Below are 25,873 nucleotides of genomic sequence, written 5' to 3' on the forward strand. Positions count from 1 at the left end.
GTGGCTCCGCCAGTGGCGCTGCGCGGGATTGGTGATATAGAAGGTATGTTCCTTTTATGTTCGTCAGGCCGGTTTCATATCCTATGATATCTGGTCAGCCGACAATGCTGCGCATGTTCACGATGATTGAGAATTTCGCCGGAAACAGTTCTGAGCAGGGCTTATGCCGCGACTGCCTGTCGTTGCAGAAGAGCGCTTCCGTGCGCCGCTGTTATTCCTGCGGCAGCCCGCGCCTGATACGACACCCGGAACTATACAGGCTGACGCTTGCGCATATCGACTGCGATGCTTTTTACGCGTCGGTAGAAAAGCGCGACAATCCCGAACTGCGCGACAAGCCCGTCATTATCGGTGGCGGCAAGCGTGGCGTTGTTTCCACCGCCTGCTATATTGCCCGTATCCACGGTGTGCGCTCGGCCATGCCGATGTACAAGGCGCTGGATGCCTGCCCGGAAGCTGTCGTCGTCAAGCCGGACATGGAGAAATACGCTCGCGTCGGGCGCGAGGTGCGGCAGCTGATGCGTGATCTCACCCCATTGGTCGAGCCGCTCTCCATCGATGAAGCGTTTCTCGATCTCAGCGGCACGGAACGACTGCACAAAGCGCCGCCTGCCGTTGTTCTGGCGCGCTTTTCCAAACGCGTTGAAAGCGAGATCGGAATCAGTGCGTCCATCGGACTGTCCTATTGCAAATATCTCGCCAAGGTTGCTTCAGATCTGGAAAAGCCGCGTGGCTTTTCCGTTATCGGAGAAGCCGAAGCGCTCGATTTTCTGCGCGACAAGCCGGTAAGCATGATCTGGGGCGTCGGCAAGGCATTTGCGGCCAAGCTGGAAAGCGACGGCATCCGCAGCATAGGTCAGCTCCAGACGATGGAAGAAGGCGCTCTGATGAAGGCCTATGGCACCATGGGCCAGCGTCTCTATCGCTTGTCGCGGGGGCAAGATAGCCGACGCGTCGAGCCTGATCACGATATGAAAAGCGTTTCAGCGGAAACGACCTTCAACACCGATCTTTCATCGGCTGTCGATCTCGTTCCTGTTTTGCGCGCGCTTGCCGAAAAAGTCTCGCGCCGCCTGAAGGCTGGCGAAATCGCCGGACGAACTATTGTGCTCAAGCTCAAGACGCAGGACTTCAAGCTGCGTACCCGCAATCGCCAGCTTTCTGACCCGACCCAACTGGCCGACCGCATTTTCCGCCATGGATTGCAGCTTCTGGAAAAGGAACTTGATGGCACCAAATTCCGACTGCTCGGCATTGGCGTCAGCGAGCTGTCATCGAGCGAGCGAGCCGATCCGCCCGATCTGGTCGACACACAGGCCACCAAACGCGCTGTCGCGGAAACTGCGATTGATCGCCTGCGTAACAAGTTCGGGCTGAATGCCGTTGAAACGGGCTACACCTTCTCGAAGGGCAATCTCGCCCGTACACAGACACCGCCGGACGGCGACGATGAGGATTGAGCGGATGTTGCCTGAACAACATCCAGACCGCTATGCTGAGCGATTAAGCGCACTTGTCTCGGCGCGAGACTTACGGTTCAATTCCCGCGAACTTGCTAACGGAGGGTAGAATGCTCACAGGATCACTATGTCGAGCGGGCCGCGCACTCGTCGAGATTTCACGCGACAATCTGGCGAAGCTGTCCAAGGTGGACGCATCGGTCATCGAGGATTTCGAACGCAAGATCGACAAACCGTCAGCCGAGGTCATCAACAGGCTGCAAGCCGCATTGGAAGACCTGGGCGCAGTCTTTATCCCGGAAGACGAACGCGGGGTTGGCGTCCGTCTGAAGTTCACGGCGTCCGAAGCCAAGCGCATTGCCATCCTTGAAGGCGAAGGCGGTATCATAGCCCAGGATGATGTGACCTGACACATCGCCCGCATGACCGTTCAATGAACTGTTTGGGCGGCAAATGCCAAATGAATTCACAATTCAAAACAGATAAGCACAAATGAGCGTCTGCCCCGCGTAAACGGGGCAAATCGCTCAACCGCCAAAAATGGTCCTTCCACCGGCGAGACCCGATCCCAAACCTGTCGGGAAACCCGCCCGGTTCTTGCCAGCCGCAAGGATGGTCGCGGTAGATTTTTCGGATTTTACTGTCTGGTTGTCTACGTTTCCGTTCGCTGGCACGGCTGCAAATGCAGTCCCCGTCACCATGAATGTACCAACGGCCAACAAAGCTATGGTCTTCATCATTTCCTCCTCTGCTGGTCTCGCCAGCATGACGCCGAAATACAATGAGATCATGCCGGCGTTGTTACACAATCCGGATTCACGAAACGCTAGAATTGGCTTCGGCGCTATACGGCACTTGTCGTATTTCCGCTCGAAAATGCCAATCAAATGCTTTCACCAATATTGAATCTTTACATGGTCGTAGCAAAAGATCGATAATATAAGTCCGGGCGGGGCATAAACCATATTGGCAGGAGAGCCACCTTATGTCACCGAAGCTCAAAGCCGCGCTGGTCGGCGCTATCGTTGCCGTTGTTGTAGGCTTCGCCGCGTCGCAGGGGCTGATCAGCCAACAGACGGCAGAAGAAATTAAAGCCAAGACAAACGAAGTACTTGCAGAAGAGCCTGCCCCCACAGAAACGCCTCAACCGCAAGCGAACGCCCCTCAGCCGCAGGCGCAGCAACAATAGGTTTGTACGCGCTTTCCGCGTGTCGTTCTGACCGCCCTGCTTCGCACGTATGCCGGCTCGGACAGAAGCCATCGACTGCCCGAACGGATGAAAACGAACAGATTACCACACCCAGGAAATAAAACCTTGGGTGTCAAATACTTACTGTGATTTTGGGGAAGAGATGGAGGCCTCGCCCGGAATCGAACCGGGGTGCAAGGATTTGCAGTCCTCTGCGTAACCACTCCGCCACGAGGCCTTCCTGAGAGCGTTTCCAAATCAATTGGTTGTGCTCTGCGCAGTTCCAATATTGATCCCCGCCCGCTTCGTCAAGCGATTCGAGCCCTTTGTGTAAAAAATCCTTGGTGTTTTCCCACGTCATATCGAAGACCACCCGGATACGGTCCATCTACCGCAAATAAGAACGCAGCAATTGTGATCGCGAGAATATTAGAACCTTACGATCTGTTAACTCGTTGGAAAGGTCCGGCTGTGCAACAATAAGAATATGAGACAAGCCTCACCATGGAGACGCGTAAAACACACAGTTTGCGTCATGTTGAGAGTGGCACTTCTTGCCGCGCCCATTCTGCTTGCATTGGCGGTCTTGACCATGGTGACCAGTCCGGATGGCAACAGAACGCCGGTCCCAGATAAGGGCGTGTCCGGCGGAACCGCACCGACCGGCAACTGATCCCATCAGATATGCTGTAAAGCGAGCAGGCCGCGCCGCGCTCCAACGAGCAAACAGTCGTTACAAATTGCAACACCCGGAAAACTCGCTGCCCGAACGGCGATTTAAATAGCTTTTAGTCTGCCGCAATTGTTCAATAGCGGAGATGGTTTATGGCCAAGCTACAGCTCTTTTTCTCAAAAGCTATACCCTATATGGGAACGGGCTTCATGCTCGTTAATTTTGTGGCTTTGCTTTACGCCGTCGTCATCCATTGACGATCTTTATGAGGGTTCTTCCCCTTGAAAAAGGGCGCCGTAGCGCCCTCTTTTATTTGACGACGTGCCAGACGCCGCCCTTACCGTCGCCTTTGGCGTCGCCCTTCTTCATATCTTCATGGTAACGATAAAGCGGCATGCCCTTATAGGCCCACATATCCTTACCGTCGGTGGCTTTGACGACCGAGAAATCTGCGTCCGCTTTCGAGGCTTTTTCGGCATGAAATGCGGGCCACATTTTCAGGCATTTGGCATCGCACGACGATTTGCCGCCCTCATCCTTGTCGAAAGTATAGAGCGTCATACCCTTTGGCGTGACCAGCATTTTGCCGGACGGACTGTCCATCATTTTGGCAGGTTCGGCAGCAAATGCGCCGGCAGTCGACAATGCGACCAATCCGAGTGCTAGAAACATCGTTTTCACGGCATATCCTCCTTGGATTTGGAAGACAGGCTTATGTTCGTTATAGCTTTGCCTGTTCGTTCCAACGAGGATTGTGCGCTTCGTTGCAGCCCGAAATATGGCGCAGCATCAATTCGCGGCAGGAACCGGACAGCTGGTGTCCCCCTCTTCGCAGCTGAGATATTTCTGGAACTGTTCATTGCGCTGCTTGGTCAAATCCGTTTTGCAGGAGGCAACGAGCATCGGGTAGATACTGCCTCCCGATGCATCCGCGGTCGTGAAAGCACACTCGGCGTCACGGAATGCGATCCAGGCGCGCTGGGCTTTGACAAACAGCTTTTTGCCGTCTGCATCATCGGCAAGACGCTTCTGGATTTCCTCGAAGCTGGCATTCAGCTTCTTATCCGCAGCAGAAAAATCCTCGCCCGCACACTGGGTCATCGTGGCTTGGTCTTGCGCATTGGCGCATTTAGTGGAAGCCGCCGACGCAGGCAGTGAAAGAAAAAGCAAAGAAACACTCAGAGCAGTAATCCGCAGCATTCAAACTCTCCCAAGCGAAAAAGACCCTTTCAGGAAACTATAGTCTTTCTTGTTTCGAATGCATCTTAAACAGCTAATATAGGTTAACAGACCAGAAGCAGAGCAAGTCGTTTCGGATATTGCTTATTTCTTATCGTGGCTTGTGGCTCTTTCTTCGATCCAGTCGCGCGCGGCCTGCCAGCTGGCAAAAGCCTTGCGCTGGTCATGGATTGCATAGGCGACCCAACGTTCCTCGGGGTTATCGGCATCTTCAGGCATGATCGTGCCAATACGATTGCCATAGCTGTCCTGCACCGGATAAATCATCAAACTCCCTCCCCTGATATTCGTTTGTAATGGTCGTTTGCGACGACCTTTCTGTTCATTGTTTTTACACTCGATTGCCAGCGCCAAACCAGCAGTTATTATTGTTCCCACTATTCTGGGGTATGGCGGAGGATTAAACAATGCTCACTACACTTATAGAACTTCCCACCTACGCTATATTTTTATTTTTCATCGCGTTCGCGATTATACTGTATAGCGCCGGTTACGGTGCTCTGCGATATCTCAGCAGGCACGCAAAGCACGATATCTTTTCCATACCCGCCCCAGCTTTTCTCGGTACGATTGCAACAGCTTGGGCTCTTTCTATGGGCTTTGTCGCTGCTGACGCATGGTCGCTCAATTCCCGCGCTGATTTTTCCGTCAGCAAGGAGCGTTCCGCCATCCATCGTTTGCTGGACACAGCGAGCCCGATGGTCCTCGACAACAAGGAACTGAAGACCGCGGTGCTGAACTATCGGACGATCGTCATCGACGACGAATGGGGGCAGCAAAACAACACGGTGTCCACTTTGGACGTCGATCGCGCGATTCTTGGAATCCGCGCAATAGTCCAAAAGATTGCGCTCTCAGGACTGCCCGGCCCCATTGTCTCGCAGCTCGTCAATGATTTTGATGAACTTCAGGATGCCCGTAACGAGCGGTTGGCAGTCGCCAGTTCATCGATTGACGAATCCAAGTGGTATCTCGTCCTTTTTCTGACCTTGCTGACTGCGATCACAATTGCCGCCGTTCATGCTGACCGTCCGCTCGCCGGAAAGCGAGCGCTCTTTCTTTACGTGCTGACCGGCACGATCAGTCTTTGGATTTTGGCCAACCACGCCAATCCCTATGTCGGCATGGGGGATCTGAAACCAGATTTGCTCTTCTCCGCACAAAGGCACTCTCCAGCTCCAACGCAGCCCGCTGGATCGTGAATGATCATTTCAGGGCAAATGGCACGGAATTGGCTAAACACGCGTCTGTGCCCGGCCTGAGTCGTTAACTTCAAAAATAATATGAAAGGCTGTTTCGCGTTCCGATGCGTCACTGCGTTGTGCTGATTCGCGCTTTAGATGTGACATTTTGAAGACGAATGAGTTTTGGCAGACCAGGGCTGATAAAGCGCGATTGTGTCTCGCTATGCCGCTAAAGCAAAACTTGATCTGTAGAATGTAAGTGATTGAGAAATTAGCTACTTCAGAAATTGAAGTGGCTCCCCGGGCCGGATTCGAACCAGCGACCAACCGGTTAACAGCCGGTTGCTCTACCACTGAGCTACCGGGGAACAGGTGCTCGTTGTGTCAGCGAGGTGGCGTATAGCAAAAGGATTTCGGGTTTGCAAAGGGCAAAATTGAATTTTTTCGAACTTTTTGCATCTGCCTCATGAAACCCTATATTCTCTGGGACATTCAGACGTAAAAAATATGCAGCAGCAGTGGAGAGACTTGGTCAAGTGAACGAAGAAGCGAACCAAAAAGCACCTCGCAAGGTCATTTTGATTCTTGGTCGGCGAATCCCGATTCCTCAATCGGTGATGATGCGGCGCGTTTTGGGCGGCTCTCTGGTGGCCGGGGGCGCGCTGGGCTTCTTGCCTGTGCTGGGTTTCTGGATGCTACCGCTGGGGCTGATCGTGCTGTCCCACGATTCTCATCGCGTTCGCCGCATTCGCAGACGCAGCGAGATCTACATCTGGCGGAAATGGGTCCGGCGCAACGCTTCATCAAATGCAAATGGCGGCGCGGGGAGTTAAAGCCCCTCTCCCGCGCCAACAATGCCCGACAATAAGCAGAATCGTCGCTATAGAAGCGATATGGCCCGGCATGAAGCCGGGCCAATCCAAGTCCGTCCATCAGTTGATGTTTCAGGACAGGTTTTTCCTCCGCTGCGCATAGCTGCGCCGCCGGACTTCGCCCGGTGTCAGATGACGGTATTTGCGCAGCGCGGTCGTCATGTGGCTCTGGCTGGAAAAGCCCAACGTGGCGGCAAGCTCGCTCAGGGATATATCGGTCTCACGCAGGCAGCGCTCAGCTTCGTCCAGCCGCAGCCGCATCAGATATTGATGCGGCGTGAGACCGAAGCTTGCACGAAAGCATGTTGCAAAATGACCCGCCGAAATCCCGATCAATGACGCCATGTCAGGCACAGACACCTGCTGGCGATAATTCTCCTTGAGATAATTTTCGATCTGGCGGCAGGCATAGTTGCTGAGCCCGAACTGCTGTTTGTTGCTGCCTCGCGCAATCGACGCATTGCGCACCAGCACACCTGTCAGCACCGTGCGGAACGCATCCATATAGGCACCACTCACATGTGGCGAAACTTGCAGCTCGCCCCACAGGATTTGCGCCAGTTGCAGGCACTGCCGATTGGAAAAATGCAGCGGTGTCCAATTGTGAGAAGCATCGTCGCCTTCTTCTGCGGAGAAGAAAGATTCATCGAGCGTCACTGTCAGATGAGCCGTGTTTTTGGGCCAAACGATTGCACAGCTCATATGCGCCGGAATGATAAAGGTCATACCGGCCGGACAGTTGATCGTTTCTTCCGCCCCTTCGAAGGGTTTCCATTTCAGCCCACGCACCATTTCAAGAACGATGATGGCTATGGTTTCGAGCGACTGATACGTCTTCTCGCCAATGTCTGAAAAGCCATAATCTATATTCTGCCTGTCATCGCCACCCAGCGAAGCCAGCTGCATTGAATTGATTACGGGCGATGGATCATAAGTCGATAAATTCATTGAATTATTCTTCATGACTATGCTCATATTATCCTCAATCATCAAACCGGAAAAAAGAATAAATATCGGGAGCGCCACGGGTTTAACTGAACGGACTCGAAACCTGTATTCCCCCTGCGTTTCAGAAAATCAAAACGGCCTTCCCTCAAAAACCGTGTGAATGCCGCAAAGCAATCATTAGTTGTAATTGAAAGTTTATGCAACCGAATTATTGAAGCCTGATAGTTCTTGCTGCGGCCGGTGATTTGGTTCTTGTGCTCGTGCTTCGCTGGCCAGCATTTTCAAGTCCGTTGAAGAAATCACTGGGGATGCGGCGTCGTTGCACGCCATTGCATTTTGCTGGCTCAGCAATACTCTCTGGCAGCCAATCTTCTGATTATAGGTCGACTATCCGCCGATTTTGAGACGATGACTTTGCGGGTGACCGGTAGAATACAATGCCATCCTGAATGACGGTCATACGTCACACAGCTGTAATAAATCCCGATTAAACAACGATCCACGATGTTGGCGCTGCGCATCGTGCCTGTTTCTCTATTCAAACCAATTTTGCCGCTTGTCGAGGTCTCACAAAGATGTTTCAATCTGAATTGCACGGCTGTGCAGAAAAAATAAAAACAGCCGGCGATCCTGGGGAGGAGACGCCTATGCCAGCTTTTCTGGAGGTGGCGAGCGCGCGCGTTCGTTACGGCAATAATGAGGTTCTCAAAGGGGTTGATCTGTCAGTCCGTAAGGGCGAATTTGTTGCTCTGCTCGGATCGTCCGGTTGTGGAAAGACAACTTTGCTGCGTGCAATCGCAGGTTTCAATACACCAAGCAGCGGCGCAATCAAGGTCAATGGCGCGGACGTGACCCGGCTGCCGCCAGACAAGCGCGGCATGGCGCTCGTGTTCCAGTCCTATGCACTCTGGCCTCACATGACCGTTGCGCAAAATATCGGTTATGGCTTGCGCATTCGTGGCGTTGCAAAAGACGCAATCAAGCAGAAAGTGCAGGAAGTTGCCCGTCTGCTCGGCCTTGACGCGCTACTGGAACGAAAGCCCACTGCTCTATCGGGCGGTCAGCGCCAGCGCGTTGCGCTTGGTCGCGCTTTGGCCATCCAGCCGGATATCCTGCTGCTTGACGAACCTCTCTCCAATCTCGACGCGCGTATTCGCCTTTCGGTGCGCCATGAAATCAGCGCGTTGCAACGCCGTTTGGGCATTACTGCGGTTCACGTCACCCATGATCGCGAGGAAGCGATGGTGATGGCGGACAGGATCGTCATCCTCAACAATGGCGAGATTGCCCAGGCTGGCGCGCCTGAGGAGGTCTATAATCACCCTGCCTCCGATTTTGTCGCCGCCTTCATGGGTGCAGAAAACCTGATCGAACTGCCGGTTTCGGTCAAAGCGGACAAGATTGAAATAGCCGCGGGCGCATCAAACAAGGCGAGCACAATCCCAGCTGGAAGAAGAAACCTTTCCGATGGCATTGCCTCTGCGCGTTTCCGCAGTGAAGCCGCGCAGCTCATCAACCCGGGCGGCGCGTCCCATCGCAACGGGCCAGCACTCGTTCTCACAGGCACGGTGGAGCAGACCAGCTATCCCGGTGGCCTGTGGCGGCACATGGTTCGTGTTGGCGACCGCCACATTATGGTTGATGCGCAGGAAAGCCATCAGCCCGGGTCAGACGTCGAAATCCATATACCTGAACAGGCGCTTTTTCTCTTCGACAAGTAGTCCCGTAACAGCTTTGCCGGGTGGCATAGCGGCTCGGCCATTGTCAGTACTGCGGGCTTTAATCGGCCCGCAGCAGCCTAAAATTCCCGATGAAGTAACAGGATGTCCAACATCCCAATCGCAATCCACAAAACCGGCCTGTCCGGATTTAACAGGAGTTTTTCATGAGAACGGCCCTGAAAGCAGCAATTGTATTCGGTCTTACCGTTGCCCCTGCATCTGCCGACGAACTGACGGTGCTTACCGCTGGCGACCAGAACATGGTCGATTACATCAACCAGTATCTCGGACCATTGTTCGAGAAGGAAAATCCGGGCAACACCGTGCGCGTTGTCGGCACTGGCCCGGGCGATGCCGGTTCGCAGAAGATTCTCGAGCGTTTCGAAGCCCAGTCGAAGGCTGGCGTCGAAAAGTGGGATACGGACGTTGCTGTCGTCCATGAAAAATTCGCCGGACCGATGGTCACTGGCAAGTTCCTCGAAAATTATCGCGGCAAGATCGAAACCGGCAAACTGGTAACGCGCGACAATGCCAAGATGGCGCTCGGCACCAATGTTGACGGCTATGTCATGCCGATGTTCAACAGCCAGACTGCGCTTGCCTACAATCCGGCACTCGTCGCCACGCCGCCGAAGAGCTACGATGAACTCGTCGCCTGGGCCAAGGAAAATCCGAAGCAGTTCGGCTATAACGGCATCAAGGGCGGCGCTTCGGGCGTCAGCTTCGTGATGGGCTGGATCTATGCCTATGGCGGCGATGCGAACAAGCTTCAGCAGGGACCGTTTGAAGAAGGCGAAGCCAAGAATTGGGGCAAGGCTTTCGCGTCTCTGAAGGAATTCACCAAGAACGCAACCCTGACGCCGGGCAATGCCGGAACACTCGACATGCTGAGCCGCGGCGAAATCGCCATGGGTCCGGTCTGGGTCGACATGTTCTATTCGTGGAAGGCCAATGGCCAGCTGCCTCCGGAAATGAAGCTCGTTCTGCCGGAACCGGGCATGCCGGGCCAGCCGATGCACTACGTAATCCCGGAAAAGAGTGCGCATAAGGAACTGGCCGAAAAGTTCGTGGCGCTGGCAACCAGCCCCAAGGTTCAGGCTGAAGGCATCGTGAAGCGCTTTAACTGGTATCCGGGTATCGACGCCGACAACGTCAAGTCGGAACTTGATGCCGACACCTGGAACAAGCTTTTCACCGATATCACGGCTGACGATCTGGCAAAGTTCGGCAAGTCCTTCCCGATTGCTCCGTACAACACCGCGATTCTGGAAGCCTACGAACGTCAGGTTGGCAACTGATAACCGCCTTGCCGGATGCGCCATCTCAGGCGCATCCGGTATTCCATCATTTTCATGAGGTCTCGAATGTCGCCAAGACTGACGGGTTTGCTGCTGGTCGCCCCCGCATTGGCGATCGTTGTAGTATTGTTCATCGTGCCGCTTTTCGGCGCCCTCACCGGGGCATTCTATGTTTCCGGCGAGTGGGGTTTCGGCAATTTCACCAAGACATTCGAGCTTTATTCTAGCGACATCCTGTTCACATTGCTGATCGTCGTGCTGTCGTCCGTGCTGATCGCGCTGTTTTCTATCGCGATCGGCGGTTACCTGACACTTGGCTCCAATCCGCGCGCGGTCGCCGTGCTGCGGTGGCTCTATCGCTGGCCTTTGTTCATTCCGTTTATCGTCGTCGGCCAGATATTGCGCACCTTTCTCGCCAAGAACGGTCTGATGAACAGTCTTCTGTTCGAAACCGGCATATTGACGCCATTGCAGGCGATGAGTTTTCTTGACTGGCGCGGCATCACCATTGCCTTCGTCTGGAAACAGACACCCTTCGTCACTCTGCTTCTGGCCGGCGCCATGGCGTCGCTCGACAGAAGCACCATCGAATCCGCCCGCAATCTGGGTGCAGGACGCCTGCGCATCCTGATCGAGATTGTTCTGCCCCAAGTGCGACAGACGCTGCTCGTGGGCCTTATCTTGAGCTTTGTGACCATGATGTCGGTGCTATCCGTGCCACTGATGATCAACGCCCAATCGCCAACCATGATCACCGCCAATATGGCCTTCCGCATCAACGCCTATGGCGATTACGGGGTAGCCAACGCACTCGGCACGATCTCGCTGCTGATGACCAGTCTGGTGGCGTGGATCTATCTGCGCCAGACCATGAAGGAGCACGGCAAATGAGCACCACCTTCGACTGGCGCTGGATTCCGCGCGGTATCATCCTTGGGCTTTTGGTCTTCGCAATCTTCGGCCCCTTGGCCAACCTTCTCCTTTGGGCTGTGGCAGAGCGCTGGTATTTCCCTCACACGCTGCCACTGCAATATGGTTTTTCCTTCTGGGCCAATGTGTTTTCGCCGCGCGGCAATGCACTGTCGTCGCTTGGAACCAGTGTGCTGATCGCGATCCTCACGGTGATCGTCTCACTTGGTCTGGCCATTCCAGCCGGCTATGCGCTGGCGAGGCTGAAACTGCCGTTTCGCGGATTGATCCTGCTGACGCTACTGATCCCGCAGGCCTTTCCGAACCTGCCGGTCTATGTGAACATCGCGCAGATGTTCTATTCGTTCGGCCTTAACGGCACGGTTCTCGGCGTGGTGCTGGTGCATGTTACCCATGGCCTCGTCTATGCGGTCTGGATCGCAACCGCCGCCTTCTCGGCTATCGACAGCGAGCTTGAAGAAGCCGCACGTTCCATGGGCGCGTCTGCGCTGAAAACCTTCTTCGACATCACATTGCCAATCGCGGCACCGGGATTGCTGGCAAGCGCGATCTTCGTTTTCCTGGAATCGGTGGACGAGTTTACCGGCACCTATTTCGTAGGCGCGCCAGACGTTTCCACTCTGCCGCTCTTGCTCTATACGGCAAGCTCCGGCGGCAATTATCAGATTGCATCGATCAGTGCGCTGATACTGCTTGTGCCGTCAATTGCATTCATGTTCGTTGTCGAGCGGTTCCTCCGCGCCGATGTTCTCTCCAAAGTGGGACGCTAGAAATGGCTCAGCAAGATAACGATGCCAGTACTGGCCCACGCTTCATCAGCGCCCATGAAGTGGCGCAGGAGGCAGGCGTTTCGCGTTCAGCCGTGTCGCGCACCTTCACGCCGGGCGCAAGCGTTTCGGCTGCAACCCGCGAAAAAGTGCTGAAAGCCGCGGAAAAGCTCGGCTATCAGGTCAATGATCTTGCCCGTGGCCTTCTCGCCCATCGCAGCCGCATCGTCGGCATGATCGCCGCAGATCCCGACAGTCCTTTTCGCGCGCGCCAGATCGCCACTCTTTCCAGACGCCTTGCGGCGCGCGGCAATGTGCCGGTGCTGATCCCGACCGGCCAGCACGGGGAAAACCTATCTGCCGCCCACGAGGCGCTGTTGCGTTATCGGGCGGAAGCAACGGTGGTTCTATCGGGCATGCCGTCCTCGTCTTTCGTGGAACTGGCGCAACGAAACGGCCAGCCGCTCATCCTCGTCGGCAGAACAGAGGCCGGAGCAGACCACGTCCACGCCAATAACAAGCTTGCGGCGGAAACCGCCGTCGATGTTTTCGCGGCGCGCGGCTTCAAAAAACTCGGCCTGATTACGTCCAATGTCGGCAGTTACAGCCTCGTGGAACGCGAGCAGGCCTTTGTGGCAAAGGCAAACAGTCTCGGCCTGCCGGTCGTCATCCAGCGCGGCGAATTGACCGATTATGACAGCGGGTTCGCCGCCGGTTCCCTGCTGCTCGGTGACAAGGACCGTGTCGAGGCTGTGCTTTGTGTCAATGATCTGATGGCGTTCGGCCTGATGGACTGCGCGCGAGATGTTTATAATCTCAGCATTCCCGACGATCTTTCGATCATCGGCTTCGACAATGTGGCCGAGGCGCGCTGGGGCGCGTACCGTCTGACGACATTCGACCAGAATGCCGAGCGCCTGTCGGCGGAAATCGTTCGTTTGCTCGATGAACGTGAGAACGCACCCAATGAGCCGCCGCAAAGGGTTGTGCTTGATATGCCGCTCATTTTGCGCGGCAGCGTGCGGCCACTGAAAACAGACTATGCCAAGGGCGCAAAGGGTGCCTAAACACATGACATTTCATTCCGTCTGGCTGCGCCCGGCGCGCGGCGAGCTGCAGTTTCTCGAAACAATCGTGCGCGATCTGGCGCTGCGTTTCGGCACTCCGGTTTTCGAACCGCATGCAACATTGATCCCGGATATAGACCGTTCGGCCGAAGAGCTGCAGCCCTTGATCCTCAGCCTTGCGATGGGGCGCAAGCCGCTAGATATCAAGATCGAAGGCATAACGGCGACGCAAGCCTATTTCCGTTCATTCTATGCCACGCTGGAGAAAACGCCGCCGTTGATGGATTTGAAGCGGGATACAATCGCCATTTCAGGCATGGACGATCTGGCGAGTTTCATCCCACACGTGTCGCTTGCCTATGGTGTGCCGGATACGCCGGAAAAACACGACGAGATGAAACGGCTTTCAGACGCACTGTCTGGTCGCACGCTGCGTTTCGACCGTATGGTGATCGTCAGCTCTTCCAGCATGACGCCAATCGACCAGTGGATCGTCAAAAACGAGATTTATCTGGCCGGATAAGTCCATGAAAAAGCCCGCCATTCAATGGCGGGCCTTTCAAGTTCAGCAACACTGAATGAGATCAGAGCGGGCGTGGATGGTTGCGGTAAACATCCGCAATATCGGCCAGCACCTCGTCCGACAGTTTCAGCTCATGGGCGGCAATATCAGTCTTCAGCTGTTCGACCGTCGTTGCCCCGATGATGACCGAGGTCATGAACGGACGGGTCAGCGAGAAGGCAATACCCATCTGCGCAATATCGAGGCCGTGCTTGTTGGCGACATCGATATAGACGCGAACGACTGGTTCCGAATGGGAATTGTCACGCCACAGGCCGCCATCTGTCACTGCTGCACGCGAACCGGCGGGCACATTGCCGCCGAGATATTTACCAGTCAGCACGCCAGCGGCCAGTGTCGAATAGGCCAGCAGGCCGACATCTTCCGCCAGCGACACTTCAGCCATATCGAAATCGAACTGGCGTTGCAGAAGCCCATACTCGTTCTGGATCGACGCCATGCGTGGCAGGCCTTCTTCTTCAGCCATACGCAGCCAGCGCATTGTTCCCCAGGCGGTTTCGTTGGAAAGGCCAACATGCCGGATCTTGCCTTCGCGAACCATATCGTCGAGGCCGAGCAAAGTGTCGTGCATGTGCTGCAATTCCGACTTCGCGTCGTTTTTGCTGAAATCGAAATTCCAGCCCTGTCCAAAATGGTAATGCGAACGCATTGGCCAGTGAATCTGGTAGAGATCGATGTGATCGGTCTGGAGGCGCTTCAGGCTGTTCTCAACCGCTTCGCGCACGCTGGCGCGGCTTGGGCGCGCACCGCCGCGAATCCACTCCTGACGACCACCGCCTGCAATCTTGCTGGCGAGAATGACCTTGTCGCGCTTGCCCGAAGCCTTGAACCAGTTGCCGATATAGGTCTCGGTCTTGCCGTAGCTTTCGGCGCTCATCGGAATGGCATAGCCTTCCGCCGTATCGATGAAGTTGATGCCCGCATCCACAGCAATATCCAGCTGCTCATGCGCATCGGCTTCGGTGTTCTGCACACCCCAGGTCATGGTTCCGAGGCAAATTTCGGTGACAGAGAGGCCTGTACGGCCCAAGGACTTCTTTTTCACGAGGATTTTCCGGATCAATTGGCCCGCAGAAATGCGGAGTGATGTGAGGGGTGAAGTGATAGCCCTGCTTCACCGCCTCTGACAACCCTGTCACAAAATATTCAACGATTACAGGAACCGCTCCGCCGAATATGGTGTCGGATCGATATAGGTTTTCTCACCTGTCATCATTTCAGCAATGAGGCGTCCACTTGCAGGCCCCAGCGTCAAACCGTGATGAGCGTGGCCGAAATCGAACCACAGTCCCTTGTGTCGCGGTGCCGGCCCGATCACCGGGCGCATGTCCGGCAGGCAGGGACGAAGACCAAGCCACGGCGTGCTATCCACCGGCTCTCCGAGCTGTGGCACCAGACGCCGCGCGATCTTCTCCGTTTTTCCAAGCTGGATGCGATTGGCCGCAGCGTTAGGCGAGGCGAATTCGATCCCGGTGGTCAGCCGGACGCCCTGCACCATCGGCGCCAATACGTAACCCGCTTCTTCGTCCACCACCGTATGGCCCAGCCGCGTGTTGTTGCGCATCGCGAAATGCAGGTGATGGCCGCGTTTAATACCGAGGGGTATCGGATAGCCGAAGCGCCGGAAAATGAGCGCAGACTGAGGCCCAAGCGCCACGACAACGTCGCGTGCCTTGACCGGCCCCTCCCGCGTCGCGACCTGCCAGCTATCGCCGTTCTGCGTCAGCGTTGCAGCGTCGCCATGCACAAACTTGCCGCCGCGGGCGATGAACAAATCAGCATAGGCCTGCACAAGTCCAGCGGGATTAACGACAGTTTTCGGGTCGAGCCAGTGAATACCGCCTGCAACTTCACCCAATGCGGTTTCACGCGCGCGCAGGGCTTCAGCATCCAGAATGTCATAGGCAAGATTGAAGCGTTGCAAATTGGGCAGACGACGCACCGCGGCGTCGAAAGCGGGCTGACTGCGGAAAACTTCCATCCAACCCTGCTTGCGAATGAGCTTTTCACATCCCGCTTCGGCTACCAATGCGTCATGTTCATGCACGCTTGCTTCGATGAGCGGCAGCATGGCCTGTGCGGCAATCTCCAGTCGTTCAGGCGACGATTCCCGCCAGTAGCGGAAAAGCCAGCGCGCCATGCGCGGAACATACAACGGAGAATAGCGAACATCGGTGCGCAGGTTCGTGGCGTAGCGCAGCAGTTTGCCGAAACCCTGCGGAAAGGAATAGGGAATGACGCTGGAGCGTTCGATCAGCCCTGCATTGCCGAAACTCGTTCCTTGCCCCGGCACCCCCTTGTCGACCAGACAGACGGAGCGCCCGCGTGCCTGCAAATGAAGAGCGGCAGAAACGCCGACTATGCCGGCTCCTAGAACGATAACATCCTGGTTTTGCATGGGTATTTCCGGTATTCTCATTACAATACGCGCCAGCGGTCAGCTGGCGCGTTTCTGCTTGCAGCAAAGTCTGCTGCTCGTAGGGATCAATAAATGTCGAAGTCGAAATACTTCTTCACGATGGTGGCATAGGTGCCGTCGTCGCGGATTTTCTTGATCGCAGCATTGAGCTGTTCGCGCAGATCGTTGTCTTCCTGACGGACGGCAATGCCTGCTGCGGTTTCCGTTCCCGGAATATCGCCGAGCAGCTTGCAGCAATCAGCGCCGTCGGCCTTAAGCCAATCGACGAGTGGGAATTTGTCCGACACGACAGCATCCAGACGACCGCTCTTGAGGTCGGCATTGGCTTCGTCGGCCGTCGGGTAAAGCTTGGCTTCGGCGCCGCCCTTGGCATAAACGTCTTCGGCATAGGTCGCCTGCGTCGTGGAGCCCTGTGCGCCAAGCGTCTTGCCCTTCATGGCTTCAACGTCGACCGACTTGATCGGGCTATCCTTGGGAACCGCGACAGCAAGCGGCGTCGAGTAATACTTGTCCGTAAACGCAACCTGCTTCTTGCGCTCTTCGGTGATGCTCATGGAAGCGAGGACGGCGTCAAACTTATTCGCCTTCAGGCCGGGGATCATGCCATCCCAGTCATTGGCAACAATCGTGCACTTGGCTTGCATGGCGGCGCAGAGCGCGTTTCCAATCTCGACATCCAGCCCCTGAAGGGAGCCATCAGCAGCGACGAAATTGAAGGGCGGATAGGCACCTTCGGTCGCGATGCGGATTTCCTTCCATTCCTTTGCCTGCGCTGGCAGAACTGCGACGACAGTGGAAAGACCGGCGAAAAGGCCAGCGGCAAGGATAGATTTTAGCATGATGGTTTCCCCTTAAATGCTTATTTTTGTTGACTGCTTTAGTTAGTCCCGGCGAAGATCCGCTGTTTAGTGCAGCGCGCGAACCCCATCCGCTTCAGTGTGACTGAAGCACCGGACGCCGCCAACATCAAGTGGCGTTTTGACGGCGTCCGATGATATTTTGCGATCAATAGATGTCGAAATCGAAGTACTTCTGACGGATCGTGTCGTAGGTGCCGTTTTCGCGAATTTTCTTGATCGCGGCATTGAACTGTTCGCGCAGATCGTCATCGCCCTTGCGCAGCGCCACGGCGATTTTCGTTTCCGAACCCGGAATATCGCCCAGGAACTTGCAGCAATCAGCGCCCTGCTTCTTCAGCCAGTCGGCGGCGAGGAATTTGTCGGCTGCTATCGCATCGACGCGACCGCTTTCCAGATCGGCATTGGCTTCGTCGGCGGTCGGATAGAGCTTCACGTCAGCGCCAGCCTTGCCATAAACGTCATCGGCATAATTGCCCTGCGTGGTGCCTGCCTGCGCACCGACAGTCTTGCCGCTCAGAGCAGAGGGCTCAAGCGAGGTAATGTCCGTATCCTTTGGCACAACAACCGCAAGCGGGGTCGTGTAATAGCGCTCGGTGAAGGCAACCTGCTGTTCGCGCTCCGGCGTGATAGCCATCGACGCGATCACCGCATCAAACTTGTTGGCCTGCAGGCCGGGGATCATGCCATCCCAATCATTGGCGACGACCGTGCACTTGGCTTCCATGGCTTCGCACAGCGCATTGGCGATATCGAGATCGAAGCCAACGAGCTTGCCTTCAGGCGACATGTAATTGAACGGAGGATATGCGCCTTCACTGGCGATACGGATTTCCTTCCATTCCTTGGCCTGAACCGGCAAGGCGATAACGACAGTGGCCAGACCGGCCAGCAAAACTGATTTCAACATGATTTCCCTGTTTCATAGTTCTGTGCAATTCCGGCTATTGACCGGAGCGCCGTTGCATGAGGCGAGTATTCGCCCGTTTCTCAAAACCCCGGAGGCAGGCCCCCTTGGCCAGAAGCACGAAAGGGCCCGCCGCGCCAAAGCGCGACAGGCCCCAATTTGTCAGCCCGTAAAATCAGGCAACCAGACGCGTGGAATGGTCGTCCTGTGCGTAGGCCTTACCGAAGCGGTTCGCGAGGAATGCTTCCAGCGTAATGTCTTCCTGACGAATGAAGCCTTTCTGCGGCAGATCGCCCTTGGCCAGCATGTCGAGCACCGCGCAAATGGCCGAAGCCGTGGTAATCTGGATGCCGGAACGGACGATTTTGCCAACCTGAGCCGCATACACCTTGTTTGCGTAGGTTTCTTGAACCAGACGGCCATTCTTAGTGCCGGAAACGGTCACGAAGATCACGACAACGTCCTGAAGTGTGGTCGGCAGCGCGTTTTCGAAGATGTCCTTGAGGACTTCGCGGCGATGACGCAGGCCGAGATCGTTCAGAAGCGCCTTCATGAGCGCAACGTGGCCCGGATAGCGGATCGTGCGGTAGTTAAGCGTGCGCACCTTGCCTTCAAGCGTTTCGCACAGAGTGCCGAGACCGCCCGAGGTGTTGAACGCTTCATAGGTCACGCCGTCGAGCGAGAATTCTTCGCGCTCTTCCAGAGCCGGAACTTCCGACAGCTCGCCATTCACGATGGCTTCGCAAGGCTCGATATATTCGTTGATGACGCCGTCGGTGCTCCAGGTCAGGTTATAGTTGAGAGCATTGGACGGATACTGCGGCAGAGCGCCAACACGCATGCGAACGCTGTCGAGCTTGTCGAAACGCTTGGCCAGATCATAGGCAACGATGGAGATGAAGCCCGGGGCCAGGCCGCACTGCGGGATGAAGGCCGTCTTCGCTTCCTGGGCCAGTTCCTTCACGCGACGCGTGCTGGCAACGTCTTCGGTCAGGTCGAGATAGTGAACGCCTGCCTTGGCAGCGGCTTCAGCAATGCGGGTAGTCAGATGGAACGGAGCAGCGCTGAGCACGGCAAACTTGCCGGTAAGGGCAGCTTCAAGCGCCTTGGCGTCTTCAATGTCGAGCGCCTGCGTCTTGACAGCAGCGCCTGCTTCCAGCGCATCGAGCTGTGCCTGCGAACGATCGACGACGGTGACGTCATATTCGCCTGTGGAAGCCAGAAGATCGGCAATGGTTGCACCGATTTTACCTGCGCCGACGACAACGATCTGTTTCATATGTTTTCCCCTTGGCCTTTCTCGTTCCACTGGAATGCAATTCGATGAACAAGAATCGCATAGTCTCGCGCAAAAAGAAGCGTATGAACCGACGATATGACGTTGTTTATTTACGCATTATGCCGTAATAATTATGCACTATGCCGACAAATGCAGACCTGAATCTCATCGCCCTCCTCCGTGAAAACGCCCGCGCCTCCACAGCCGAGCTTGCAAGACGCCTTGGCGTCTCGCGAACGACCGTGCAAAGCCGCATCGAAAAGCTGGAAAAGCAGGGCGTCATCGAGGGCTATACCGTTCGAATCGCACCAGAATTCGAGCGCGATCTCGTGCGCGCCCATGTGCTGGTAACGGCGCTGCCCAAACTTGCTCCAAAGGTCGAGACCGCGCTACGCGGCATGATGACCGTACGGACACTGCATTCCGTCAGCGGCCATTTCGACATGATTGTCGTAGTTGAGGCACCGTCCATTCAGGAACTGGACGCGGTTCTCGACAGGATCGGCGCGCTGGAAGGCGTAGAACGCACCATGTCGTCCATCGTGCTTTCCACGCGCATCGACCGGTAAACGAGTAGCTTTGACCTCTGTCAGTCCTTCGAACTGCCTTCCCATCCGGCATAGAAAACGCCGTTCTGCTTTTCCATGAAAGCGGTCACCGCCTCAACTTCTTGAGGCTCGATGGAGGTGCTGACCAGTGTTGCCAGAATCTCGACCGTTTTCGCGTTGCGATCGGTTATCTCCACATCGCTGACGGGATATTTCGCATCTTCCAGCTTTTCGACCAGCAATTCGCGTATTTCTTCCATCCCCTCATGTGAAGCGATGACACGCACTTCATAGGTCTGTTCCAATGCCCGCTCATGGATTGGGATGCGGCTGATGAGATTGACGAGGTGACGCAGAAGCGTATTCCCGAACAGAATAAAGGCCGTGAGCAGTGCGGCTTCGGCGACCATGTCGGTTCCTGCGAATGCGCCCACCGCTGCCGAACACCAGAGCGTTGCCGCGGTGTTGAGACCGCGCACATTCATGCCCTCTTTCATGATGACACCCGCGCCCAGAAAACCGACACCCGACACAACATAAGAAATGACGCGCGTAGCCTCGGGCGCACCGGCAATCCGCACGGCGAGATCTACGAAAGCGGCAGCGCCGAGCGCCACCAGAGCATTGGTACGCAGACCAGCCGTGCGCTGGCGATACTGGCGCTCCGCACCGATCAGCGTGCCAAAAATGAATGCCGCCGTCAGGCTGATGACCGTGTCGAAAAAGGGAAAAAGCTCAAATGTCTTCAAAAACTGCATGGCAAAAAGTCCTTATTTGCCGGGCATATATAACAGTTCCTTGAAACGAATATGACGGCACACTGGAGTATGCCGCCATAGAACTCAAACGCACGTCTAGACTTGTTAGTACAGAAGGCGCGCGCGGATCGTGCCGGGGATTTCGCGCATGGCATTCAGAATGTCATCGCTGGCTTCGCCCACACCGTCAGCTTCCATCACAAGGTAGCCGACTTCGCCGTCCGTCTGCAGAAACTGACTGGCGATGTTGATGCCGTGGGTGGAGAAAATGTTCATCAAACTGTTGAGGATACCCGGACGATTTTCATGCACATGCATGAAGCGCGTGCCGGTCGGACGTGGCGGCAGCTGAACCTGCGGGAAGTTTACAGCGCCGAGCGTCGAACCAACATCGGAATATTCGATCAACTTACGGGTAACTTCGATACCGATGCGCTCCTGCGCTTCTTCCGTCGAACCGCCGATATGTGGCGTCAGAATGACATTTTCGATCCCCTGAATTGGCGAAACGAACTTGTCATTATTCGATGCAGGCTCAACCGGGAAAACGTCGATAGCTGCACCGGCAAGGTGACCTTCCTGCAGAACCTTGGCCAGCGCATCCAGATCAACGACCGTGCCGCGCGCATTGTTGATGAGGAAGGCGCCCTTCTTCATCTTGCGCAGCTTGGCTTCGGTAATCAGCTTGGACGTGGATTTGTTCGACGGAACATGCAGGCTGACGACATCGGAAATCTTCAGCAGCTCGTCAAGGCTCGCCGTTGGCTTCACATTGCCATATTGCAGCTTGTCGGACGTGTCGTAGTAACGAACGGTCATGCCGAGGCTTTCAGCCAGATTACCAACCTGCGAGCCGATATTGCCATAACCGATGATGCCGAGCGTCTTGCCGCGCACTTCGCGGCTGCCGGTCGCCGTCTTGTCCCAGCCACCGGCATGTGCCGATACCGAACGCGAGAAAATGCGGCGCATCAGCATGATGATCTCGCCGATCACCAGTTCAGCGACCGAGCGCGTGTTGGAGAACGGCGCATTGAAAACCGGGATACCGCGCTTGCGGGCAGCTTTCAGATCGACCTGATTGGTGCCGACAGAAAAGCAACCGACAGCCACCAGACGGTTCGCTGCAGCGAAAATCTCTTCGGTCAGCTGCGTGCGTGAGCGGATGCCGATAATATGCGCATGCGAAATCGCTTCGATCAGATCGGCTTTGTCCAGCGCTTTGGGCAGGTGCGTGACATTGGTGTAGCCGGATGATTTGAAGTATTCGACGGCAGTCGGGTTGATGCCTTCGAGAAGAAGAACATTGATGCGATCACGGGCGAAAGAAAGACGTTCGGTCATTGTCAGGGTTTCCAGGCTGGAACAGCAAACGGTCGGATTACGACATGAATGAAGCCAAATCTGTCGTCAATACGATATTTTCACGCACGTCAGCTGCTTGCGCGGTGGGAGGCCGCCAGTTCTTGTTGCGCGGGTGCTTTAACACCGGAGAACCGCCGGGTACAGATATTAACGCTCTAGCTCGCAAAAAAGTTAATGCTGATCAGCCTGCATCAGCCGGTCCTTATTCGGAGGGCTCGATTTTCCGGAATGTGCCGGGGCTGCGTCCCATCCATTTCTGAAACGCACGGTAGAATGCGCTGGGCTCGCTGTAGCCGAGTTCGGCAGCCACTTCCGCCACGGTCAGCCTGTCCTCGGTCAAAAGCTGCTGGGCCGTCACGAAGCGCAACTCGTCCTTGATTGTGCCAAAGCTCTGTCCTTCGGCTTTCAGCCTGCGCCGCAGCGTTGGCGCGGACATTTTCAACTGAATGGCTATCTCCTCAAATGAGGGCCATTCCTGCGCAGGAGCGTGGCTCAGATGCGCCCGAACCCGCGAGGAAATATCGTGGTCGTGACGATAGCGGATCAGGATATTGGCCGGGGCCTCGCGCAGAAAACTTTCCAGCGCTACATCGCTGCGGATGATCGGCAGAGCAAGGTAGGATGAATCGAAAACCAGCCGCGTTGCAGGTTGATCAAACAGCACCGGTGCGCCGAAGAATTTCCGATAATCCTGCCGATCCTCTGGCGCGGGACAGGCAAAGTCCAGCGTTCGCAAGGGAATGCGCCGTCCCACCAGCCAGCAAGCCACCCCCATCAGGATGAGCCAGTAAGCGCGATAGGCAAAGGCCGGGCGCGGCAGGCCCGCATCCGTCAGCACTACATGCGCCATGCCGTCGCGAATGCGCAATTCGCCACGCGGATCGTCCAGCACGACATTCAGGAACTGCAAGGCACGGCGCAAGGCACGCTCCAGTGTACCCGCATGCAGGACGGCATGACAGAGCAGATTGAAGCTGCCGGGCCGCATCGGGCGTGCTGCCAGACCGAAGAACTCATCATCAATGGTTTCAGCAATCAGCCACCACAGGCGGCCATATTGGATATTCGTGACAGGCTCGGTCAACCTGCCCGGCAAACCGACAGCGGCCATCAGTGGCGCGGTGTCGATGCCCCGCTGGCGCACGCTTTCCAGAGCGTCCTCAACGAAGCCGGGTGTGATATTATGGCGTTCCATGGACTGAACTATATTGCAAAAACGATCACCAATTAAGACCTCTAATGTCATTGTTTGCAATGATTGAGGGATTAACCTCTTCCTCGCAGCGTTCCAAGAGGAGTTGGCGCTGCAGTGACTAGTCTGGGAGGAATACCGGAATGACTGAAGCGTCTGCTTTCACGCAGCGTGTGCGTTATGATGACGCCGTGGCAAAGTTTGAACTCGATCATGCCATCACACAGCTCGTGGGCAATCCCGACACCGGCCTCAATGGCTGCGTGGAATGCTGCGACCGTTATGTCGGCGAGAACCGCATAGCGCTGCGCGCAATTTCCGCCGATGACCAACTGACAGAACTCACCTTTGAAGAACTGCGCGATCTTTCCGCAAAGGTCGGCAATGTGCTGAAGGACGCAGGTATCGGCGCAGGGGATGTCGTTGCCGGACTGCTGCACCGTACACCGGAGCTGGTTGCAACCATTCTCGGCGCATGGCGCATCGGTGCTGTTTATCAGCCGCTCTTCACCGCTTTCGGCCCCAAGGCCATTGATCATCGTCTCAAGACAAGCGATGCGAAACTGGTCGTCACCAACCTTGCCAATCGCAACAAGCTGGATGAAGTCGAAAATTGTCCGCAGGTCGCGACGATACTCGTGCCCGGCGAAACCGCTCCTGCAGGCGATATCGATTTCCGCGCCGCCCTTGCCGCCGCCACCACCGATTGCCCGCCCGTCATGCGCAAGGGCGATGACCTGTTTATGATGATGTCGACCTCCGGCACGGCTGGTCTGCCAAAAGGTGTGCCGGTTCCGCTTTTCGCGCTGCTCGCTTTTGGCGCTTATATGCGTGAAGCCGTGGGCCTGCGTTCCGACGACATCTTCTGGAACATCGCCGATCCGGGCTGGGCCTATGGGCTTTACTATGCCGTGACAGGTCCGCTGCAATTGGGCATTGCCACCACGCTTTACGAAGGCGGGTTCAACGCCGAAAGCACCTACGACATCATCGAACGTCTGGGCGTGACCAGTCTGGCCGGTTCGCCAACCGCTTTCCGCCTGCTGATGGCGGCAGGTCCGGAAGCGGCCGCCCGCATCAAGGGGCGTCTGCGTGTGGTTTCCAGCGCGGGCGAGCCGCTCAATCCGGAAGTGATCCGCTGGTTTGACGCCAATCTTGGCGCGCCGATCCACGACCATTACGGCCAGACCGAACTCGGCATGGTGGTCAACAACCATCACGGCCTTGAACATTCAGTGCGTCAGGGTTCGGCGGGCTATGCCATGCCGGGTTATCGCGTCGCTGTTCTGGATGAAGCCGGAAATGAACTCGGCCCCAACCAGCCGGGTATCCTCTCTATCGATATCGCAAAATCGCCGCTGCTCTGGTTCTCTGGTTATTACAAACAGGAGACGCCAGCCATTGCGGGTGGCTATTACCGTACCGGCGATACCGTGGAATTCGAAGACGACGGGTCCGTCAGCTTCATCGGCCGCGCCGACGATGTCATCACCTCATCCGGTTATCGCATCGGGCCGTTCGACGTCGAAAGTGCACTGCTGGAACACCCGGCGGTCAATGAGGCGGCGGTCGTCGGCGTTCCCGATCCGCAGCGTACCGAAATCGTCAAGGCATTCGTCATTCTCGCACCCGGTCATGAAGGCACGCCAGCGCTTGCCGAAGAGCTGGCGCAACATGTGAAGAAGCGGCTTTCCGCCCATGCCTATCCACGCGAGATCGATTTCGTCAGTGAATTGCCGAAAACGCCAAGTGGGAAAATCCAGCGCTTTCTGCTGCGCAAGGCGGAAATCGACAAACAGCAACAGACAAAGGCCTGAGGTAAAATTATGCAGATTCAAGATCGGGTATTTCTGATCACCGGCGCAGGTTCCGGCCTCGGCGCGGCTGTGGCCAGGATGGTTGTCGAAGCTGGCGGCAAGGTCGCACTTCTCGATGTCAATGCTGAGGCGGGTGAAGCGGCAGCGAAAGCGCTTGGCGCATCCGCTATTTTCCAGCGCACCGACGTTACGAGCGAAGCGGATGGACAGGCAGCCATCACGGCCGCGCTCAAAGCCTTTGGCCGTATCGATGCGCTCGTCAATTGCGCAGGCGTTGCACCAGGCGAAAAGGTGCTGGGTCGCGAAGGTCCACACAAGTTCGACAGTTTCGCGCGCACCATTTCGATCAATCTGATCGGCACGTTCAACATGCTGCGACTGGCAGCCGAAGCCATGGCGAAGAATGAGCCGGGCGATGGCGGCGAACGCGGGTTGATCATCAACACTGCGTCGGTTGCCGCCTTTGATGGCCAGATCGGTCAAGCGGCCTATTCCGCCTCGAAAGGCGGCGTTGCAGCCATGACCTTGCCCGTCGCGCGTGAACTGGCGCGCCATGGCATCCGTGTCATGACAATTGCGCCCGGCATCTTCGAAACGCCGATGATGGCAGGCATGCCGCAGGAAGTGCAGGACGCGCTCGGCGCATCGGTGCCGTTCCCGTCGCGTCTTGGACGCCCGGCGGAATATGCAGCACTTGTGCGCCACATTGCGGAAAACCAGATGCTCAACGGCGAAGTCATCCGTCTTGATGGCGCGCTGCGCATGGCTGCGAAATAACCCCCTATCAGGAAGCGAGGAAC

27 protein-coding genes and 2 tRNA genes are annotated in these 25,873 nt (G+C 56.1%); 14 read left to right on the top strand and 15 right to left on the bottom strand.

All coding sequences use genetic code 11. The annotated features are described in order from the left end of the window. The first annotated feature begins 122 nt into the window (after positions 1 to 122). Positions 123 to 1,460: a DNA polymerase IV gene (locus QBD01_RS11960; protein ID WP_280993288.1), complete on the top strand. Its 1,338-nt coding sequence runs from the start codon at positions 123 to 125 to the stop codon at positions 1,458 to 1,460. 110 nt (positions 1,461 to 1,570) lie between these two features. Further along, the gene (locus QBD01_RS11965; RefSeq protein ID WP_280992989.1) at positions 1,571 to 1,870 is read left to right on the top strand and encodes an XRE family transcriptional regulator; all 300 of its coding nucleotides are present in this window, start codon (positions 1,571 to 1,573) and stop codon (positions 1,868 to 1,870) included. A gap of 117 nt (positions 1,871 to 1,987) precedes the next feature. Here QBD01_RS11965 and QBD01_RS11970 read toward each other — a convergent pair whose 3' ends face one another. Further along, positions 1,988 to 2,200: a hypothetical protein gene (locus QBD01_RS11970; RefSeq protein ID WP_280992990.1), complete on the bottom strand. Its 213-nt coding sequence runs from the start codon at positions 2,198 to 2,200 to the stop codon at positions 1,988 to 1,990. Positions 2,201 to 2,445: 245 nt separating this feature from the next. On the opposite strand from QBD01_RS11970, the gene QBD01_RS11975 reads away from it, so the two are divergent. Further along, positions 2,446 to 2,649 carry a hypothetical protein gene (locus tag QBD01_RS11975; RefSeq protein ID WP_280992991.1) on the top strand — a complete coding sequence of 68 codons (204 nt, stop codon included), beginning with the start codon at positions 2,446 to 2,448 and terminating at the stop codon, positions 2,647 to 2,649. 164 nt (positions 2,650 to 2,813) lie between these two features. On the opposite strand, the gene QBD01_RS11980 is transcribed toward QBD01_RS11975, so the two are convergent. The 4 genes from QBD01_RS11980 to QBD01_RS11995 form a co-directional block, all read right to left on the bottom strand. Next, positions 2,814 to 2,887, bottom strand: a tRNA-Cys gene (locus QBD01_RS11980). A gap of 744 nt (positions 2,888 to 3,631) precedes the next feature. Next, positions 3,632 to 4,003, bottom strand: coding sequence for a hypothetical protein (locus QBD01_RS11985; protein WP_280992992.1), 372 nt, complete (start codon positions 4,001 to 4,003; stop codon positions 3,632 to 3,634). A 108-nt stretch (positions 4,004 to 4,111) separates the two neighbouring features. After that, positions 4,112 to 4,522, bottom strand: a complete 411-nt coding sequence (locus tag QBD01_RS11990; protein ID WP_280992993.1) for a lysozyme inhibitor LprI family protein — start codon at positions 4,520 to 4,522, stop codon at positions 4,112 to 4,114. A 123-nt stretch (positions 4,523 to 4,645) separates the two neighbouring features. Then, positions 4,646 to 4,828, bottom strand: a complete 183-nt coding sequence (locus QBD01_RS11995; RefSeq protein WP_182519914.1) for a hypothetical protein — start codon at positions 4,826 to 4,828, stop codon at positions 4,646 to 4,648. Between the two features lie 140 nt (positions 4,829 to 4,968). Here QBD01_RS11995 and QBD01_RS12000 point away from each other — a divergent pair, with 140 nt between their 5' ends. Then, entirely contained in the window at positions 4,969 to 5,763 is a 795-nt protein-coding gene (locus tag QBD01_RS12000) for a hypothetical protein (RefSeq protein WP_280992994.1), read from the top strand. A 275-nt stretch (positions 5,764 to 6,038) separates the two neighbouring features. Here QBD01_RS12000 and QBD01_RS12005 read toward each other — a convergent pair. Further along, positions 6,039 to 6,113: transfer RNA gene (locus tag QBD01_RS12005), tRNA-Asn, on the bottom strand. Between the two features lie 249 nt (positions 6,114 to 6,362). Between QBD01_RS12005 and QBD01_RS12010 the strand changes: the two genes are divergently transcribed. Then, positions 6,363 to 6,578, top strand: a complete 216-nt coding sequence (locus QBD01_RS12010) for a hypothetical protein (RefSeq protein ID WP_280993289.1) — start codon at positions 6,363 to 6,365, stop codon at positions 6,576 to 6,578. A gap of 111 nt (positions 6,579 to 6,689) precedes the next feature. On the opposite strand, the gene QBD01_RS12015 is transcribed toward QBD01_RS12010, so the two are convergent. Then, entirely contained in the window at positions 6,690 to 7,565 is an 876-nt protein-coding gene (locus tag QBD01_RS12015; RefSeq protein WP_280992995.1) for an AraC family transcriptional regulator, read from the bottom strand. Positions 7,566 to 8,212: 647 nt separating this feature from the next. Here QBD01_RS12015 and QBD01_RS12020 point away from each other — a divergent pair. The 6 genes from QBD01_RS12020 (at position 8,213) to QBD01_RS12045 (ending at position 13,871) form a co-directional block, all read left to right on the top strand. Then, on the top strand, positions 8,213 to 9,286 hold the full coding sequence (locus tag QBD01_RS12020) for an ABC transporter ATP-binding protein (RefSeq protein WP_280992996.1): 1,074 nt from the start codon (positions 8,213 to 8,215) through the stop codon (positions 9,284 to 9,286). A gap of 164 nt (positions 9,287 to 9,450) precedes the next feature. Further along, entirely contained in the window at positions 9,451 to 10,584 is a 1,134-nt protein-coding gene (locus tag QBD01_RS12025) for an extracellular solute-binding protein (RefSeq protein ID WP_280992997.1), read from the top strand. 66 nt (positions 10,585 to 10,650) lie between these two features. Beyond that, positions 10,651 to 11,475, top strand: coding sequence for an ABC transporter permease subunit (locus tag QBD01_RS12030; protein WP_280992998.1), 825 nt, complete (start codon positions 10,651 to 10,653; stop codon positions 11,473 to 11,475). Further along, positions 11,472 to 12,284 (top strand): ABC transporter permease subunit, encoded by an 813-nt coding sequence (locus QBD01_RS12035; RefSeq protein ID WP_280992999.1) that lies wholly within the window; start codon positions 11,472 to 11,474, stop codon positions 12,282 to 12,284. Before QBD01_RS12030 ends, QBD01_RS12035 begins: the two co-directional genes overlap by 4 nt. 2 nt (positions 12,285 to 12,286) lie before the next feature. Continuing rightward, positions 12,287 to 13,348, top strand: a complete 1,062-nt coding sequence (locus tag QBD01_RS12040) for a LacI family DNA-binding transcriptional regulator (protein ID WP_280993000.1) — start codon at positions 12,287 to 12,289, stop codon at positions 13,346 to 13,348. A 4-nt stretch (positions 13,349 to 13,352) separates the two neighbouring features. Beyond that, positions 13,353 to 13,871, top strand: a complete 519-nt coding sequence (locus tag QBD01_RS12045) for a 2'-5' RNA ligase family protein (RefSeq protein WP_280993001.1) — start codon at positions 13,353 to 13,355, stop codon at positions 13,869 to 13,871. Positions 13,872 to 13,932: 61 nt separating this feature from the next. Here the strand turns inward: QBD01_RS12045 and QBD01_RS12050 are convergent, their stop codons facing one another. The 5 genes from QBD01_RS12050 to QBD01_RS12070 form a co-directional block, all read right to left on the bottom strand. After that, positions 13,933 to 14,976, bottom strand: a complete 1,044-nt coding sequence (locus QBD01_RS12050) for an aldo/keto reductase (RefSeq protein ID WP_280993002.1) — start codon at positions 14,974 to 14,976, stop codon at positions 13,933 to 13,935. A gap of 108 nt (positions 14,977 to 15,084) precedes the next feature. Further along, positions 15,085 to 16,335, bottom strand: coding sequence for an FAD-dependent oxidoreductase (locus QBD01_RS12055; protein WP_280993290.1), 1,251 nt, complete (start codon positions 16,333 to 16,335; stop codon positions 15,085 to 15,087). An 80-nt stretch (positions 16,336 to 16,415) separates the two neighbouring features. Next, positions 16,416 to 17,177 carry an ABC transporter substrate-binding protein gene (locus QBD01_RS12060; RefSeq protein ID WP_374843064.1) on the bottom strand — a complete coding sequence of 254 codons (762 nt, stop codon included), beginning with the start codon at positions 17,175 to 17,177 and terminating at the stop codon, positions 16,416 to 16,418. Between the two features lie 178 nt (positions 17,178 to 17,355). After that, positions 17,356 to 18,117, bottom strand: a complete 762-nt coding sequence (locus QBD01_RS12065) for an ABC transporter substrate-binding protein (protein ID WP_280993003.1) — start codon at positions 18,115 to 18,117, stop codon at positions 17,356 to 17,358. Positions 18,118 to 18,289: 172 nt separating this feature from the next. Further along, the gene (locus QBD01_RS12070; RefSeq protein WP_182519903.1) at positions 18,290 to 19,393 is read right to left on the bottom strand and encodes a saccharopine dehydrogenase family protein; all 1,104 of its coding nucleotides are present in this window, start codon (positions 19,391 to 19,393) and stop codon (positions 18,290 to 18,292) included. Between the two features lie 140 nt (positions 19,394 to 19,533). Here QBD01_RS12070 and QBD01_RS12075 point away from each other — a divergent pair, with 140 nt between their 5' ends. Next, a complete protein-coding gene (locus tag QBD01_RS12075) occupies positions 19,534 to 19,962 on the top strand; it encodes an Lrp/AsnC family transcriptional regulator (protein ID WP_078336932.1) in 429 nt (142 codons plus the stop codon). Between the two features lie 20 nt (positions 19,963 to 19,982). On the opposite strand, the gene QBD01_RS12080 is transcribed toward QBD01_RS12075, so the two are convergent. The 3 genes from QBD01_RS12080 to QBD01_RS12090 form a co-directional block, all read right to left on the bottom strand. Then, complete coding sequence (locus QBD01_RS12080) at positions 19,983 to 20,699, bottom strand: MgtC/SapB family protein (RefSeq protein ID WP_280993004.1); 717 nt, start codon at positions 20,697 to 20,699, stop codon at positions 19,983 to 19,985. A 105-nt stretch (positions 20,700 to 20,804) separates the two neighbouring features. Next, entirely contained in the window at positions 20,805 to 22,043 is a 1,239-nt protein-coding gene (serA, locus tag QBD01_RS12085) for a phosphoglycerate dehydrogenase (protein ID WP_182519901.1), read from the bottom strand. Between the two features lie 223 nt (positions 22,044 to 22,266). Beyond that, positions 22,267 to 23,259, bottom strand: coding sequence for an AraC family transcriptional regulator (locus QBD01_RS12090; RefSeq protein ID WP_280993005.1), 993 nt, complete (start codon positions 23,257 to 23,259; stop codon positions 22,267 to 22,269). Between the two features lie 140 nt (positions 23,260 to 23,399). Between QBD01_RS12090 and QBD01_RS12095 the strand changes: the two genes are divergently transcribed. Both QBD01_RS12095 and QBD01_RS12100 read left to right on the top strand, forming a co-directional pair. After that, positions 23,400 to 25,073 (top strand): acyl-CoA synthetase, encoded by a 1,674-nt coding sequence (locus tag QBD01_RS12095; RefSeq protein WP_280993006.1) that lies wholly within the window; start codon positions 23,400 to 23,402, stop codon positions 25,071 to 25,073. A gap of 9 nt (positions 25,074 to 25,082) precedes the next feature. After that, positions 25,083 to 25,850 (top strand): 3-hydroxyacyl-CoA dehydrogenase, encoded by a 768-nt coding sequence (locus QBD01_RS12100; protein ID WP_280993007.1) that lies wholly within the window; start codon positions 25,083 to 25,085, stop codon positions 25,848 to 25,850. Positions 25,851 to 25,873: the final 23 nt, after the last annotated feature.

Origin of the sequence: Ochrobactrum sp. 19YEA23 (assembly GCF_029909865.1) — a bacterium.
Classification (GTDB): Bacteria; Pseudomonadota; Alphaproteobacteria; order Rhizobiales; family Rhizobiaceae; genus Brucella; species Brucella gambitense.

Excerpts from the sequence above, each read along its gene's own strand:
- QBD01_RS12015 (WP_280992995.1), bottom strand. The coding sequence starts at position 7,565 with ATGAATTTATCGACTTATGATCCATCGCCCGTAATCAATTCAATGCAG.
- QBD01_RS11960 (WP_280993288.1), top strand. The coding sequence starts at position 123 with ATGATTGAGAATTTCGCCGGAAACAGTTCTGAGCAGGGCTTATGCCGC.
- QBD01_RS12010 (WP_280993289.1), top strand. The coding sequence starts at position 6,363 with ATGATGCGGCGCGTTTTGGGCGGCTCTCTGGTGGCCGGGGGCGCGCTG.
- QBD01_RS12030 (WP_280992998.1), top strand. The coding sequence starts at position 10,651 with ATGTCGCCAAGACTGACGGGTTTGCTGCTGGTCGCCCCCGCATTGGCG.
- QBD01_RS12075 (WP_078336932.1), top strand. The coding sequence starts at position 19,534 with ATGCCGACAAATGCAGACCTGAATCTCATCGCCCTCCTCCGTGAAAAC.
- QBD01_RS11975 (WP_280992991.1), top strand. The coding sequence starts at position 2,446 with ATGTCACCGAAGCTCAAAGCCGCGCTGGTCGGCGCTATCGTTGCCGTT.
- QBD01_RS12070 (WP_182519903.1), bottom strand. The coding sequence starts at position 19,393 with ATGAAACAGATCGTTGTCGTCGGCGCAGGTAAAATCGGTGCAACCATT.
- QBD01_RS11970 (WP_280992990.1), bottom strand. The coding sequence starts at position 2,200 with ATGATGAAGACCATAGCTTTGTTGGCCGTTGGTACATTCATGGTGACG.
- QBD01_RS12035 (WP_280992999.1), top strand. The coding sequence starts at position 11,472 with ATGAGCACCACCTTCGACTGGCGCTGGATTCCGCGCGGTATCATCCTT.
- QBD01_RS12080 (WP_280993004.1), bottom strand. The coding sequence starts at position 20,699 with ATGCAGTTTTTGAAGACATTTGAGCTTTTTCCCTTTTTCGACACGGTC.
- QBD01_RS11990 (WP_280992993.1), bottom strand. The coding sequence starts at position 4,522 with ATGCTGCGGATTACTGCTCTGAGTGTTTCTTTGCTTTTTCTTTCACTG.
- QBD01_RS12100 (WP_280993007.1), top strand. The coding sequence starts at position 25,083 with ATGCAGATTCAAGATCGGGTATTTCTGATCACCGGCGCAGGTTCCGGC.
- QBD01_RS11965 (WP_280992989.1), top strand. The coding sequence starts at position 1,571 with ATGCTCACAGGATCACTATGTCGAGCGGGCCGCGCACTCGTCGAGATT.
- QBD01_RS12090 (WP_280993005.1), bottom strand. The coding sequence starts at position 23,259 with ATGGAACGCCATAATATCACACCCGGCTTCGTTGAGGACGCTCTGGAA.
- QBD01_RS12045 (WP_280993001.1), top strand. The coding sequence starts at position 13,353 with ATGACATTTCATTCCGTCTGGCTGCGCCCGGCGCGCGGCGAGCTGCAG.
- QBD01_RS12000 (WP_280992994.1), top strand. The coding sequence starts at position 4,969 with ATGCTCACTACACTTATAGAACTTCCCACCTACGCTATATTTTTATTT.
- QBD01_RS12065 (WP_280993003.1), bottom strand. The coding sequence starts at position 18,117 with ATGTTGAAATCAGTTTTGCTGGCCGGTCTGGCCACTGTCGTTATCGCC.
- QBD01_RS12025 (WP_280992997.1), top strand. The coding sequence starts at position 9,451 with ATGAGAACGGCCCTGAAAGCAGCAATTGTATTCGGTCTTACCGTTGCC.
- QBD01_RS11995 (WP_182519914.1), bottom strand. The coding sequence starts at position 4,828 with ATGATTTATCCGGTGCAGGACAGCTATGGCAATCGTATTGGCACGATC.
- QBD01_RS12040 (WP_280993000.1), top strand. The coding sequence starts at position 12,287 with ATGGCTCAGCAAGATAACGATGCCAGTACTGGCCCACGCTTCATCAGC.
- QBD01_RS12020 (WP_280992996.1), top strand. The coding sequence starts at position 8,213 with ATGCCAGCTTTTCTGGAGGTGGCGAGCGCGCGCGTTCGTTACGGCAAT.
- serA (WP_182519901.1), bottom strand. The coding sequence starts at position 22,043 with ATGACCGAACGTCTTTCTTTCGCCCGTGATCGCATCAATGTTCTTCTT.
- QBD01_RS12095 (WP_280993006.1), top strand. The coding sequence starts at position 23,400 with ATGACTGAAGCGTCTGCTTTCACGCAGCGTGTGCGTTATGATGACGCC.